Here is a 14,892-nt window from a genome sequence, read left to right on the forward strand (position 1 = left end):
CGCAAGGGCTAACTGGGGCGAACCTGTCGATCGCGGATCAGGTTCATGAAAAAATCCTCCAGGGAAGGGCGTTGAAGGTTCAAGCTCAGCACTTGGGCTTGGGCCTGGTCGATCGCCCGCAGAAACTCAGCCGGATCGCCCTTCAGCAAACCACGCCAGTGATCGCCCTGAAAATCCGCCTCCGTCAGCCACGACGCGATCGCCTCCGGTGTCCCCCCTCGGCCCACAACACGATAGGTACTGCTGGGGCCCAGTAGTTCATCCAGAGATCCCACACAGAGCAACTCTCCCTGAGCCAAGATAGCCACCCGATCGCACACTTGCTCTACATCGGAGAGGATGTGGCTATTGAAAAAAATCGTTTTGCCGCGCTCCTTCAGAGTCAGCACAATTTCTCGAAACTGATGCCGCCCGATCGGGTCAAGGCCCGACATTGGCTCATCCAGAAAAATCACCTCCGGATCATTAATCAGCGCTTGGGCCATGCCCACCCGCTGCAACATGCCTTTGGAATATTGCTTCATCAGTTTTTTGCGGGCCGCCGTTTCGGACAGTTGCACCCAATCAAGCAGTTCCACGATGCGCTTTTGGGCAACGGCACGCGGAATTTGAAACAGGGCCGCCGCCTGCTCCAAATATTCCCAACCGGTGAGGTGGTCATAGAAATAGGCATTTTCCGGCAAATAGCCCACCCGCTGCTTCACGGCTCGATCGCCCAAGGGCCGCCCCAGCACCGTGCCGCTCCCGGCCGTTGGGTTAGCAATTCCCAGCAGAATTTTGAGCAGGGTGGTTTTGCCCGCCCCGTTGGGCCCCAACAGGCCAAAGGTCTCGCCCGATCGCACCGCCAAGGACACGCCCCGCAACGTGGTGACCAATTGATTGAGCCAAAAACCAGTGCGGTAGGTTTTGCGAATGTTGTGGGCCTCAACAATCCAGGATTCCAGTTCCATAGCAACGCAGCAAGGTTAATGCAGCAAGGTCGGTACAGCAAGATCAATCCAACACAGGTCGATCAAAACGGGATGCATCCAGATCCAGCCAATGCACCAATTTTGTCGCAATCCCCATTGTGCTGTTCATGAACCCTGTGGATGTGGGTTTTGCATTGGGTTGGCAGACGATCGCCCTTGGCCCGGCGAGCCTTAGACTGAAGAATACACAAGGCCCCCGTTGGGCCCATGATTCGGGACACTGAGACTTTCAGCACCCCAGCCAACTCGGTCAATTCCGAAAATACCGCGAAAACACCCTAAACCTTGCGAGGAACCCCCATGACCCGATCGAAGTGGGTAGCCATTGCCACTGGCGCAATTTCGTTGCTGTTGGGGGCAATTTATCTGATTGTGGTGCAGATCTTAGATAGCCGAGAAATGGTTCCAGCGCCCATTTTAGAATGGTTGCCTATGGGGTTTTAGGGGACTTTATTCATCCAAACTTCAGTCATCCCAAGCTCAATCACTCAAAATTCAGTCATCCAAATTTCAGTCATCCCAAGCTCAATCATTCAAAGTTCAGTTCATTCAAATCATTCAAAAATTCAACAATCATCATGACTTCTGAAATGTCTTTAGAAGCGCCTATCAAGCCAGGTTCCTTGCGCGATCGACTGCATCCCACCATTACCGCCGTTGCCAACGCGATCGAGCAAGTTTGGAAATCGGAATTGACCCTGGAACCCTACCAGATGCCCGAGGATTTGGGGTATGTGGAAGGAACCCTAGAAGGCGAAAAATTAATTATTGAAAATCGCTGCTACCAAACTCGCGAATTTCGTAAAATTCACCTGGAATTGGCGCAAGTGGGCAGCGCCTTGGATATTTTGCATTGTGTCATGTTCCCTCGATCGACCTTTGCTCTGCCCATGTTTGGATCTGATTTGGTGGCTGGACGGGGGCAACTGAGCATGGCGATCGCGGACTTGTCACCCGTAATGGACGATCGCGCCTTGCCCAGCCCCTATGACCAAGCCCTCAGCGCCTTACCAGAATTGGTTTTCAGCCAAGAACGGACATTCCCCAGTTGGGGCACCATTTTTTCCGCTCACTGCCTGTTTGTGCGGCCCGAAAATGCCCAAGAAGAGGCACAAATTGTGACCCGCATTGGTGACTTTTTGCGGCTGCACTGCCAACAGGCGATCGCCCTTTCTCCCACAGAAGATGCCGCTGAAATTGCCGCCATTGAAATGGGTCAGCGGCGCTATTGCCAACAACAACTGCAAAACGATAAAACCCGCCGCGTGTTGGAAAAAGCCTTTGGAGCCGATTGGGCCGATCGCTACATGACCACTGTTCTTTTTGATGTTGTATAGGACGTGATATAGCCTGCGATCGGCTGAATATCGGCTAAATATTGGCTGAAGTAGGCGCAGGTTTGCCTAACCTAGTAGCGTGACAGGCTTAAGGCATTGGGTCAAAGTTGCGGAGCCAGTCGTGGTAACAAGGGGCTTAAGCCCCTTGCTGCTTAACGATTAGGTGACGGTAACAGTCATGTGCTTTGACCAAGCGAATTAAGCTAGCCGCGCTACTAGACTGAACTCGCTGAAATGGACTTGCTGAAATGGATGTTTCGTTAACCCATACTTCAGTCCAAAGTTGAGCTAATTGCCCGAAAGTCAGTCCCTTGAATCCATCTTCACCCTGTGCCCAGTTGCCCTCAGCATCTGGGTTCAGTTGTTTGGGGCGATCGCCTGATTCGTCAACGGGCCGGAAGCCAACCCAAAAGCTTCCCAGGAGCATGGGCTGAAGGGCAATACCAGAGGAACCCGCGCGATCGAACCAGCACCCCAACGGATTCTGGCCAGGTTGCCGGATCGGCGGGGATCAATTGGTAAAAGTAAGCGATTCATCATAGCTATCCCCTAGATGCCTCGATGAATGACTTCCATGGTTTGCTCTTTTAGGGGCGTTGAACCGGGGCTTATTTTCTGTCTATGCCTTCGATCAATGTGCCAATATCAGCTTCTTTTCGATCACGGTTTTCTAGTCAAAAAAGACCGTTATTGATTGAAATTGAATCGTTTTTCCTGAAAACTTTCTGAAATTTCACCCGACTTAGATCGAGTCCACAGGGGAAAGTCCCAACTTGCAGCTCGTCTTAGACCAATTCAATGCACTTCTTGAGATTTTCTTCATAAAACCGATGAATGCGTCTACTTTTGCATGTTTTTAAAGAAAACTTATAAACTTTTAGGGGATCAGAGCTTTCTCAAGAGTTTTTACATTTTTTTAAATTTCCATACGGGTTGTGACAATCTTCGCCACAATACAATCAGCGTTCATTGCTTTAAATTTGCGAAAAATCTCACAACCAACCATTGGCCAAGCTTCAATCTAGCTTTCTCAATCGATTTATAGGAGGATAGTTTTACATTCAAAGCCGTTACATTCAAAGCAGCACTGAGAAATGATGAGTCGAGAACCACCAACCTTGGTTAACTCGGTAATCCTTCCCATTTTCAATCCGCTCATCCTTTAACCCAAAGACTCATAGCGATCGTGATGGATGGAGACTAGCATCATTTCTCAATGCATCTTTGATCTGTTTTGATCGGTTTAAAGGTGCTGAAAAGATACCGTTGGGTTCATTTTCTTTGATTTCGATTTCGACTTGATCCGATTGCGACTCAATTTCTTACTTAATTTTTTTAGACTCCCATCATTGGCATTGACCAGTGAGACTTGATTGTTTTAACAACAATCTGCGCAATGCTTCCATTTCTTCTCAGCTCTAAACCATGCATGATATCGCGCAAAGCCCTGCTATCCATACACTCCTCAGCAAGATGCCAGGGGTTGCTTATCAGCTCCTAATGGATCGTGATGGCCGATTGTCATTTCTATTTATTAGCGAAAGCTGCCATCGACTATTTGGTCTTTCGGCAGAGGCGATTATGACCGATAGTCACTGTTTGTTGTCGCGCATTCATAGCCGCGATCGCCGGGCTTTTCACCGATCGCTCCAGGCAGCCGCCCGCAATCGATCGTCCTGGTTTTGGCAAGGGCGATTTGATGGTCATCAACATCAAGAATGTTGGGTTTATGCCACCTCAGAACCGGAGCTATTGGCGGATGGTTCAATTTTGTGGCATGGCACTTTGATGGAGGTGAATTCCTTCAAGCAAGCAGAATCTCGCCTCAAGCGATCGCGCAAAACTGTACACAAGGATCGGATGCGCTATCGCTACGCCCTGGATAGCACCAGCGAGGCGGTGGCGCTGGTTGATACGGAGGGGCAACCGATTTATCACAACGGGGCTTTTGCGCGGTTGTTCCAGGTGGATGAGCTATCGACGCTGGTGGCGGCGGGGGGCATGGCGAGTCTTTACGCCCAACCGCAAACTTGGCAGGCGATCTATGACTTGGCGCGATCGGATCGCTCTTGGGTGGGCGAGGTGACCATGAAAAGCACCCGTGGGCAAATGCTGACGATTTTTTTGCGAGTCAGCCCCATCCATGATGCAGATGGTTCCTACATGGGTTGTGTCAGTTTGTTTTCGGATGTGACCCTGAAGCGGCAGGCGGATCAAGAACGCCGTCAACTGGCTGCGCTGGTGGAAAACAGCCCGAATCTCATTGGCATCACCAGCCTGGATGGCGAAGTTTTATATATGAACGGGGCGGGCTTGGCCCTGGTGGGGTTGCCTAATTTATTGGCGGCTCAAAATCACCAGCTCATGGACTTTTTCGCGGTGGAAGATCGCCCGATCGCGGCTGGACTCATTCACCCGATCGCCCTCCGGGACGGCACTTGGAGCGGGGCTTTTCGGCTGTGGAATCTGCAAGCCCAAAGTTATATTCCCGTTGATTACACCATTTTCGTGATTCGCCATCCCCAAACGAATGATCCCCTCTGTTTAGGGGTCATTGCGCGGGATGCGAGCGATCGGGAAGCGGTGGAAGTGGCCTTGCGGGAATCGGAAATGCGGTTGCGGCAACAGGCCAAAGATCTAGAAGAAACCATTAGCGAATTGCGCCACACGCAGGCTCAACTGATCCAACAGGAGAAGATGTCGAGCTTGGGCCAATTGGTGGCGGGTGTGGCCCATGAAATCAATAACCCCGTGAACTTTATCTATGGCAATTTGGATCATGCCAAACGATATGCCATTGATTTGCTCGATTTGATTTTGCTTTGTCGGGAATATTTTGACTTTGAAGCAATTCAGCCGATCGCTGAGCATCTAGAAGACATTGATTTTGAATATCTCAGTCAGGACTTACCTAAACTATTTACTTCCATGAAAATGGGAGCCGATCGGATTAAAGCCATTATTAAATCCCTGCGAACCTTCTCGCGAATGGATGAGTCAGAACTGAAGGAAGTGAATCTGCACGATGATTTGGAAAGTACTCTGACCATTTTAAATCATCGATTGCGGGGCAGCGATAAACATCCCCCCACGCAGGTGATTCGCAACTATGGGCATCTGAATTTGGTGGAATGCCACCCGGGCCAACTCAATCAGGTGTTTATTAATATCTTGGCCAATTCTTTGGATGCGTTAGAAGATCGCTATCAGGTTGAGGGGAGGAATTTTCAGCCGCAAATTGTGATTTCCACTCGCCCAATTTTGGATAACCATTGGGTACAAATTTCCATTTCGGACAATGGAGCGGGGATCCCCGAATCCATCCGAGCGCAACTATTTGACCCGTTTTTCACCACAAAAGCAGTCGGACGGGGAACGGGGCTGGGATTATCCATTAGCTATCAGGTGGTGACGGAGCGACATCATGGCCGCCTGCTGTGCGAGTCCCAGGAGGGATTAGGCAGCACTTTCACGATCGAGATTCCCACCCGCCAATCGAGCTACCCCAGCCGGGGCCCGGAACGACGCTCCACGGCGATCGCCCATCGATCGCCCCAAAACGGTTCCGCCACTTCCTCCACTCCACCGATCGCGGCTTCGCCTTCGGTGCTCAGCACCCGCCCGGAGTCCTCGTCGGATTGAGTTCTGGGCTGGGTGCTGATGGGGTGAGGGTTGATTCAGAGGCCGGGTTAGGCCAGGAATCCAGGGGTTAGATCACGGCAATTGGAATCTAGTGGGATTCCGAAGGGCTGAGGGCATAGACATCCGGCGATCGCCCAAAGGCGAACCGGATCGATCGACCCACGGACTTGCTCGACAGGGTGATAAACATCATCAACGCCACCAAAGCCAACCCAGAGGCGATCGCGAACAACACCCGATAGCCCAAGGCATCGGACACGGCCCCCAAACCGGGCCCAGCGATCGCAATGCCCAGATCAAACCCCAGCAACACCAGGGAAAAACTGCGGCCGCGCTCGTGGGCAGGAACCCGATCGGACACCAGGGCCACAATCGAGGGAATCAGCAACCCAGCCCCCAGCCCTTCGAGCAAGGCGGCCACGATGAATCCCGCCACGGATTCCGCTTGGGCCAACAAGCCCATGGACACCACATAACAAACCAAGCTGAGGGTGATGAACGCACCGCGGCCCAGGCGATCGGACTGTTTGCCCGCTAAAAATCGGGCGCTGAAGCTGGCCACGGCGGCGGCGGTGTAGAACAGGCCGGGAATCAGGGCCACGCGGCTCTCCACAATCAGGAGCGGCACAAAGGTGCTGAGCGTACCAAACACCAGCCCGATCGTTAGCATCACCAAGGCTGGAGTCCGCAGAGCGGGCGTGGCCAACTTGGCCCAAAAACGCTCTGAACTGTCGGATGAGCTGGCGGCAGGATCCTCCGCTGGGGGAGCTGTTTCTTGAATAAAGCTCATCCCGATCGTGGCGGCCGTCCCAAAGCTGGCGGCCACAATGAAGGTGGGCCAAAAGCCATAGGCCGTTTGCAAATAGCTGCCCAGGGCCGGGCCGATCGCCACGCCCACCGGCTGAGTTAGGGTCATGTAGCCAATTAGCTCCCCCTTTCGCTCCGGAGGAGACAAGTCCACCACCAAAGCGCTGTAGCCAGTGGTGAAGGCGGCAATGCTCAGGCCATGAAAAATGCGCACTAACATCAGGAGGGGAACGGAGGTGACCAAGCCATAGCCGATCGGGGCGATCGCCGCCACCACGGTTCCCAGCAGCAACACCCGCCGCCGGCCTTGGAGATCGGCCAACTGGCCCAACTGCGGGCGCGACAACAACAGCCCGATCGCGAAGGCTCCCATCACAAGCCCCACTTGGCTATCGTTGCCGCCCGTTTGACGCACATATAAGGACAGCACCGGCAGTTGCGAGGCCATGCTGCACCAAAATAGGAAGGCCGCCCCTGCTAAAAACAACAGATTCCGCCGACTGTGGGCCGGCAGCGATCGAAACAGCGATAACACGGCAACTTCAGGTGCTTACACGCTGGCGATAGGACTGATCATTGTAGCGAATGTGACAAAAATGCAATGAAGCGCCGCTTGGCCCCAGGCCGCGATCGCCCCTTGGCAAAGTCTTTTGATGTCAACGTCTTTATCAACGTCTTTTCACAGCTTCCCCGCAAACCGATCGGCCTGCGAATCCGGTGTCGCTCAACCGCCGCCAAGCCATTACTCAAGCCATGACTGCGGATTAGCTGCTGCTGATCAACTTGATCAGGTTGATCAACTTGATTAACCGTTGACTAGCCCACTTCTTCCCGAATTCGATAAATCGGTCGGCCCTGGGATTCGTGGTAGGTGCGCATGGTCAACTCCGACAACAGACCAAAGCAGAAGAATTGAAAGCCCGCCAGCAACAACACAGTGGCAATGGTCAACAGGGGGCGATCGCCAATGGCCTGGGCCAAAAAGACTTTGATTGCAATCAAATAGAGAAACAGGACTCCCCCGATTGCAATTAGCCCCAACCCTAGGGGGCCAAACACATGCATCGGCCGGGTCAGAAATTTTTTCATAAACCAAATGGTCAGCAGATCCATCACGACCCGGATCGTGCGGCCCAGGCCATATTTACTTTGGCCAAACTGGCGGGCATGGTGACGCACGGGAATTTCTGTGATTCTGGCCCCTTCCATGAAGGCCAAGGCGGGCAAAAATCGGTGTAACTCGCCGTAAAGGTTCATATCGGCCAGCAATTCAGCGCGGTAGGCCTTAAGCGAACAGCCATAGTCCCGCACACGCACGCCCGTGACCCGGCGAATGATGGCGTTGGCAATCCGCGAGGGCAACAGTCGGGTCATGGCCGCATCTTGGCGCTTGACCCGCCAACCAGTCACCAGGTCATAGCCCTCGTTGAGCTTCTCCAGCAGGGCCGGGATGTCTTGGGGGTCGTTTTGCAAATCCGCATCCAGGGTCACGATCGTGTGGCCCAGGGAGCGATCGAACCCTGCAGCCATGGCCGCCGTTTGACCATAATTACGTCGCAAAATCACCGATCGCAGGTTGGGACGCTCGATCGCCGCCTGCTTCAGCCAATCGCCGGAGCCATCCCGCGATCCATCATCCACACAAACAATCTCGTAGCGATCGCCCGTTGGTTCCATCGCCGCCGTAATGGCATCCAGCAGATGGGGCAGGCTTTCAATTTCATTGTGGATGGGCACAACGATCGAGATGTCGGGGCGATCATCCAAGGGCAACTCAGACCCAGGAATCGATCGAGCCGGAGAAGAGATCATGGGGGCATCCTTAGGGAATCGGCCTTGCGCCTCAGCGGACGCTTGCAAAAGAATATCGCGATCGCACCCCCCGTGATACCCTAGTCAAGCTCTCTAAAACGCACATCCAGCGTTTCGGGTGTTTTGTCGGTTGCCAAAGAGCCGAAGCCAAGGTCGCAAACCCTGAGCTAGTCAGCCTTTCGCCTTCTGCAAAATCGCTCGCTGGATGGAGGATAAACCCGAATATCAGGAGAAATCGCCAACCATGGCAGTCGTATCCCTTACCCAAATGCTCGATGCTGGTGTTCACTTTGGACACCAGGCTAGCCGCTGGAACCCCAAGATGTCGCCCTACATCTTCGCGGCTCGCAACGGCGTGCATATCATTGACCTGGTGCAAACCGCCCAGTGCATGGAATATGCCTATCAATTTCTGCGCGAAGCCTCCGAGCAAGGCAAGCGCGTGCTGTTTGTGGGCACCAAGCGCCAAGCTGCTGGCATCGTGGCCCAAGAGGCTAGCCGTTGCGGCAGTTTCTATGTGAACCAGCGTTGGTTGGGCGGGATGCTCACCAACTGGACCACGATCAAGAGCCGGGCCGATCGGCTGAAGGAACTGGAGCGCCGCGAAGAAACCGGCGGTCTTGACCTGCTGCCCAAGAAGGAAGCTTCGGTGCTGCGCCGCGAAATGGCCAAGCTGCAAAAGTACCTGAACGGCATTAAGCACATGCGCAAGCTGCCTGACATCGTAGTCATGGTGGACCAACGTCGGGAATACAACGCGGTGCAAGAGTGCGTGAAGCTGGGGATCCCGATCGTGGCGCTGCTGGACACCAACTGCGATCCCGATACGGTGGATGTGCCCATTCCCGCCAACGACGACGCAATTCGATCGATCAAGCTGATCATCGGCAAGCTGGCCGATGCGATCTATGAAGGTCGCCACGGTCAATTAGATAGCGAAGACGAAGCCTTCGACGAAGAGTACGACTACGACGCAGAAGAGTACGAAGAAGAAGAAAGCACCGAAGCCTAAGGTCTGTCTTCAAGACTTGTCCTCGGATCGGCAAAATTCTGATTCTTCCGCTGCGAGATCCGAAGAAGTCAGGCGTTGAAATCACTGCTTGAGCCGCTGTCTGGATTGATCGGCCAAGTCGCAAGGGTCGGCGCTGGTCGATCGAGCCGGATCAAACACCGCCAGATTTTGGCTCACCAAGCTTCGGCTCAATTAACTGTCCTAATTTCCGTCGCTTCTTCGGTTCATTCGTCTCGGTTCAGCTCAGCACATTTTCAGCTCAGTTCATTAAGTTGATATCGATCAGGCGAGCCGGGTTAGGGCAAGCTTAACCCCGTCCTGACTCGTCAGGTTTTACAATCAACGGCAAATAACTGCTGCACAGTTCACGACAACGCTTGCAAACGCTTAGGTAACGAGGGCCCCATGGCAGAGATTTCGGCAAAGCTGGTTAAAGACCTGCGCGAACGTACCGGCGCGGGCATGATGGACTGCAAAAAAGCCCTGGCAGAAAACAACGGCGACATCGAAAAGGCCACCGAATGGCTGCGCCAAAAGGGCATCGCCTCCGCTGGCAAGAAAGCGGGCCGCGTTGCCGCTGAAGGGCTGGTTGATGCATACATCCACACCGGCGGTCGGATCGGCGTGCTGGTGGAAGTGAACTGCGAAACGGACTTTGTGGCCAAGCGCGATGAATTCCGGGAGCTGGTGCGCAACATTGCCATGCAAATTGCCGCTTGTCCGAATGTGGAGTTCATTTCGACTTCGGAAATTTCTGAGGCAGTGGTGGCCCGCGAAAAGGCGATCGAAATGGGTCGCGAAGACCTGGCCGGCAAGCCCGAGCAACTGAAAGAAAAGATTGTTGATGGTCGGATTAAGAAGCGTCTGGAAGAGCTGTGCTTGCTGCCTCAGCCGTTTATCCGCGACCAAAGCAAGACCGTGGAAGAACTGATCAAGGAATCGATCGCGAAGATTGGGGAAAACATCCAAGTTCGTCGTTTCCAGCGCTTTGTGTTGGGTGAAGGCATCGAGAAGCGAGAAAGCAACTTCGCTGAGGAAGTGGCTGCCCAAACCGGCAACAAATAGGACGGCTGGGGCTGGATGGCCCATCCGATTTGTGGGGAAGGCGGTTTTGTCCGGCTTGTCGCCCCAACGGCTGAATTAAACCCGAAGGCATGGCCCGATCGATCGCGCAACCGTCCGAACGATCCGTGGCTGTGCCTTTGGTGCTGTTGGGGCGATCGTTCCTAATTTTGGTCTGGTTCAGCCTGGTTTACTGTTCAGCCTGGTTTGAAAGATTGGATTTGTTTGAGCTTGTGCAAATTGCTGCAAATTGCCGCAGATTGAGTTTATGTAGCCTGAATTTGCGCGGTGAAATTTGCGCAGTGGGATTTGCATAAAAATTTGTGCGTAAGAATTTGTGCGTAAGAATTTGCACGTAAGAATTTGCACGAATTTGAACTGGTGCAGAGAGAAGAGGCGAAACCACCCGTGACCGACCCGATTCATCGACTGGAGCAAGAATTGGCGGAGCTGAGCGATCGGTCTCGATCGCTGGCGGAGTCCTTATACGAGGCGGATTTGAGCTATCTGCGCACCTTGGGAGCCGCCGCCGGTCAGCAGTTGATTTTGGCCAGCTACCGCATCTGTACCCATAAGTATCCTGAGCGGTTTTTGGCACTGCCTTTCATGGAGCGCCAAAACCTACAGCAGGCCCTGCGACAGTTGGCCCGCGACCTGTCTGAACAGTTGGCACAAAACCTGGCCTTACCCATTCCCAAGCCCGAGCGGAAACAGCGGATTGTGAAGGTGGAGGCGATCGATCGACCCAAATCCAGCGGTCGCCGTTCGGCCAACGGATCAGACAACGAAGACAACGAGGGCCCCAGCACCGCTGAAATGGCGGCGGCTCTGGCGGCGGCTTTTAACTCGTTGGTCAATATTGAGTCGATCGAGCTGGAGGGGGATGATGCGGACGACGCTGAAGATCCTGAAGATGCTGACGACGAAGCGAGAGATCGCCCCCGAAACGCGAACTCATCCAACGCCAACTCATCCTCAGGGCGCGATGACGACGATCTAGCAGCCGACCCAGAGGAAGCAGCCGACTCAGAACCGGAGTCAGATCCCGAACCCCGGCCCCCAGCGATCGACCTGGATGCTGGAATGCCCGAAGTGCTGGCAACGCTGGCGACCCACCCCAGTCGCGTGCTGCAATGGCATCGATCGCGCGAAAAGCTCACCAACAACACCCTTCGGGCCCAATCCCATCAGGCCAACGAACTATTGCGCTCGGCCGGCATTTTGCCCCGCAAACTCCCGCCCGCCATGCTGGACATTGCCGCAAAGGGAGACTTCGACGACTTCACCGGCAACTCGCCTAATCTGATTGAGCTGATCATGCAAGGCGAAGGCGATGACGATTCCGACAACGACAACGACGGAGCCACCCGCCTGGTGGCCGTGCATTTGCGCCTCTCGGAAATTCACTTTAGCAACCCCGACCTGAAGCCCCAGCGGGCCGCGATTCAACAGGTGCTGGAGCAGCTTGATCAACTCCGCACCCGCTACGAGAAGGTGCAACATCGCCAGGCGATCGCCTCCGCCGAATCCGCTTGGCGTAGTGCTTGGTTTGAAGACTAGGAAGGACTCGAGTTCATCAGCCAGCTAAAGATTTGCCTCAGGGATCAGCGCCCACCAACCCGATCGCGCCTTGATCGCACCTCGATCGCGCCCGATTCCTTGAAAATCCATCACCACACACCCAACGCCTCATCCCAGGTGCTAGGTTATTGGGGATTTCAAACCCCCTAGCGCAACGTTGCCATGAGAATCCTCGTCACCGGAGGCGCGGGCTTCATCGGTTCGCACTTGATCGATCGGCTAATGAACGCCGGTCATGAGGTCATTTGCCTCGACAATTTCTACACCGGCCACAAGCGCAACATCGTTCATTGGCTGGGCCACCCGAACTTTGAACTCGTCCGCCACGATATTACCGAAGCTATTCGGCTGGAAGTGGATCAGGTTTATCACCTGGCCTGTCCTGCCTCTCCGGTGCACTACCAATACAATCCCGTCAAAACCGTTAAAACCAACGCGATCGGGACCATGAACATGCTGGGCTTGGCCAAACGGGTCAAAGCCCGGTTCCTGCTGGCCTCCACCTCCGAAGTCTACGGCGATCCAGAAGTCCATCCCCAAAGCGAAGACTATCGGGGCAACGTCAACCCGATCGGGATCCGCAGTTGCTACGACGAAGGCAAACGGATTGCCGAAACCCTCACCTTTGACTATCACCGCCAAAACGGCGTAGACATCCGCGTGGTGCGTATTTTCAACACCTACGGAACTCGGATGTTGGAAAACGATGGGCGCGTGGTCAGCAACTTCATTGTGCAAGCCCTGCGTGGCCAGCCCCTGACCATTTATGGAGACGGCTCCCAAACCCGCAGTTTCTGTTACGTGTCGGATTTGGTGGATGGGTTGATTCGGATGATGAACAATCCCGACCACACTGGCCCCGTTAACCTCGGCAACCCCGGGGAATACACCATTTTGGAGCTGGCCAAAGCCGTCCAAGCCCAGGTGGGTTCCGGCGTGGAAATTGACTATAAACCCCTGCCCCAGGACGACCCGCGCCGCCGCCGTCCCGACATTACCCGCGCCAAGCTGTGGCTGGGTTGGGAGCCAACCGTGCCCCTCGAAGAAGGATTGCAAAAGACGATCGAGGACTTCCGCCAACGGATTACCGCTGAAGCCTAAGGGGCAAGTTGGAACAGGCAGCGTCTCAAAACCATCCAGGAACCATCCGGGCCAGAAACCATCCGGGCGGTCGCAATCAACCGGACTGATGCCAGGCTCCAGGGAATACGGATCTCAGTTTGTCTGCACCATTTGGCCCCAATAGAGCTGAATGGTTGCCGATCGCCCCAACTTGTAAGGACTCCACTTGTACAGAAGGTGAATTTATGCGTGTTTGTGTAATTGGAACGGGCTACGTGGGCTTGGTAACCGGAGTTTGCTTGGCGCGCACAGGCCACCATGTCACCTGCGTAGACAACAACGAGGAAAAGGTGAAGCTGATGAAGTCGGGGCAATCCCCGATTTATGAGCCGGGTCTGTCGGAATTGATGCAGGCGGCCATGACGGAGGGGACGATCGAGTTCACCAGCGACCTGGCTTCCGGGGTTGATCAAAGCGACATCCTCTTCATTGCCGTGGGCACGCCGCCCCTTCCCACGGGGGAAAGTGACACGCGCTATGTGGAAGCGGTGGCCCGGGGCATTGGCACCAGCCTGAAGAGTGGCAGCAACTATAAGGTAATTGTGAATAAGTCCACGGTGCCGATCGGCTCGGGGGACTGGGTGCGCACCATCGTGCTCGATTCCTTTAAGGAAAATTCACCGGGCCAACCGGAGCCGGCCTTTGCGGTGGTCAGCAATCCAGAATTTTTGCGGGAAGGTTCGGCCATTTACGACACCTTCAACCCCGATCGGATCGTGTTGGGCAGCAATGACCCCAAGGCCCTGGGGATGATGAGCGAGTTGTATGACCCGATCGTCCGGCGCGACTTTGCAGAAAACCAAGCCCTGCCTCCGGTGCCGATCGTCACGACGGATTTGGCCTCGGCGGAAATGGTGAAATATGCGGCCAATGCATTCTTGGCCACTAAGATTAGCTTCATCAACGAAGTGGCTAATATCTGCGATCGGGTGGGGGCCGATGTGACCCAAGTGGCCAAGGGCATTGGCTTAGATTCGCGGATTGGCCCCAAGTTCTTGAATGCGGGGATTGGCTGGGGTGGTTCCTGTTTCCCGAAGGATGTGTCCGCCCTGGTGCATACGGCCAGTGACTATGGTTACGATGCGGAACTGCTGAAGGCGGCGGTGAACGTGAACCAACGGCAACGGGCGATCGCGATCGAGAAGTTGCAACAGACCCTCAAGATCCTGAAGGGCAAGACGATCGGCCTGTTGGGCCTCACCTTCAAGCCCGACACGGACGACATGCGCGATGCACCGTCCCTGATTTTGATTGAACAACTCAGCCGCCTGGGCGCGAAGGTGAAGGCCTACGACCCGATCGTTTCCCAAACCGGAATGCGCCACGGCCTCTCCAACGTCTATGTGGAAACCGATCCCGAGCTGCTGGCGGATGGTTGCGATGCGCTGGTGATTGTCACGGAATGGGAACAATTCCGCACCCTGGATTACGCCAAGATGGCCAAAGCCATGCACAATCCCACGGTGGTTGATGGTCGAAACTTCCTCGATCGGGCGGCTTTGGAGGCCGCAGGCTTCCACTACGTAGGCATTGGCCGATAAAGATC

The 14,892-nt window shown here is 54.5% G+C and carries 11 protein-coding genes; 8 read left to right on the forward strand and 3 right to left on the reverse strand.

The features are described 5' to 3' along the window. Nucleotides 1-8: 8 nt before the first annotated feature. Complete coding sequence (locus H6F46_RS05635; RefSeq protein WP_190353884.1) at nucleotides 9-950, reverse strand: ABC transporter ATP-binding protein; 942 nt, start codon at nucleotides 948-950, stop codon at nucleotides 9-11. 321 nt (nucleotides 951-1,271) lie between these two features. Here H6F46_RS05635 and H6F46_RS05640 point away from each other — a divergent pair, with 321 nt between their 5' ends. The 3 genes from H6F46_RS05640 (at nucleotide 1,272) to H6F46_RS05650 (ending at nucleotide 5,950) form a co-directional block, all read left to right on the forward strand. Further along, complete coding sequence (locus H6F46_RS05640) at nucleotides 1,272-1,415, forward strand: hypothetical protein (RefSeq protein ID WP_099533016.1); 144 nt, start codon at nucleotides 1,272-1,274, stop codon at nucleotides 1,413-1,415. A 134-nt stretch (nucleotides 1,416-1,549) separates the two neighbouring features. Beyond that, a complete protein-coding gene (locus H6F46_RS05645) occupies nucleotides 1,550-2,308 on the forward strand; it encodes a phycocyanobilin:ferredoxin oxidoreductase (RefSeq protein WP_242027794.1) in 759 nt (252 codons plus the stop codon). Between the two features lie 1,500 nt (nucleotides 2,309-3,808). After that, entirely contained in the window at nucleotides 3,809-5,950 is a 2,142-nt protein-coding gene (locus H6F46_RS05650; protein ID WP_190353885.1) for an ATP-binding protein, read from the forward strand. An 88-nt stretch (nucleotides 5,951-6,038) separates the two neighbouring features. Here H6F46_RS05650 and H6F46_RS05655 read toward each other — a convergent pair whose 3' ends face one another. Both H6F46_RS05655 and H6F46_RS05660 read right to left on the reverse strand, forming a co-directional pair. Further along, on the reverse strand, nucleotides 6,039-7,292 hold the full coding sequence (locus H6F46_RS05655) for an MFS transporter (protein ID WP_347278283.1): 1,254 nt from the start codon (nucleotides 7,290-7,292) through the stop codon (nucleotides 6,039-6,041). A gap of 281 nt (nucleotides 7,293-7,573) precedes the next feature. After that, entirely contained in the window at nucleotides 7,574-8,569 is a 996-nt protein-coding gene (locus tag H6F46_RS05660) for a glycosyltransferase (protein WP_190353886.1), read from the reverse strand. Between the two features lie 244 nt (nucleotides 8,570-8,813). On the opposite strand from H6F46_RS05660, the gene rpsB reads away from it, so the two are divergent. The 5 genes from rpsB to H6F46_RS05685 all read left to right on the forward strand — a co-directional run bounded on the left by rpsB (nucleotide 8,814) and on the right by H6F46_RS05685 (nucleotide 14,887). Next, nucleotides 8,814-9,581, forward strand: a complete 768-nt coding sequence (rpsB, locus tag H6F46_RS05665) for a 30S ribosomal protein S2 (RefSeq protein WP_099533040.1) — start codon at nucleotides 8,814-8,816, stop codon at nucleotides 9,579-9,581. A 405-nt stretch (nucleotides 9,582-9,986) separates the two neighbouring features. Further along, on the forward strand, nucleotides 9,987-10,646 hold the full coding sequence (tsf, locus tag H6F46_RS05670) for a translation elongation factor Ts (protein ID WP_099533020.1): 660 nt from the start codon (nucleotides 9,987-9,989) through the stop codon (nucleotides 10,644-10,646). A 405-nt stretch (nucleotides 10,647-11,051) separates the two neighbouring features. Continuing rightward, nucleotides 11,052-12,203: a hypothetical protein gene (locus H6F46_RS05675; RefSeq protein WP_190353887.1), complete on the forward strand. Its 1,152-nt coding sequence runs from the start codon at nucleotides 11,052-11,054 to the stop codon at nucleotides 12,201-12,203. A 183-nt stretch (nucleotides 12,204-12,386) separates the two neighbouring features. Beyond that, complete coding sequence (locus tag H6F46_RS05680) at nucleotides 12,387-13,325, forward strand: UDP-glucuronic acid decarboxylase family protein (RefSeq protein WP_099533023.1); 939 nt, start codon at nucleotides 12,387-12,389, stop codon at nucleotides 13,323-13,325. 206 nt (nucleotides 13,326-13,531) lie between these two features. Further along, nucleotides 13,532-14,887 carry a UDP-glucose/GDP-mannose dehydrogenase family protein gene (locus H6F46_RS05685; RefSeq protein ID WP_099533024.1) on the forward strand — a complete coding sequence of 452 codons (1,356 nt, stop codon included), beginning with the start codon at nucleotides 13,532-13,534 and terminating at the stop codon, nucleotides 14,885-14,887. The last annotated feature ends 5 nt before the right edge of the window (nucleotides 14,888-14,892 follow it).

Source organism: Limnothrix sp. FACHB-1083 (assembly GCF_014696485.1).
In the GTDB taxonomy this organism is placed as follows: domain Bacteria; phylum Cyanobacteriota; class Cyanobacteriia; order CACIAM-69d; family CACIAM-69d; genus CACIAM-69d.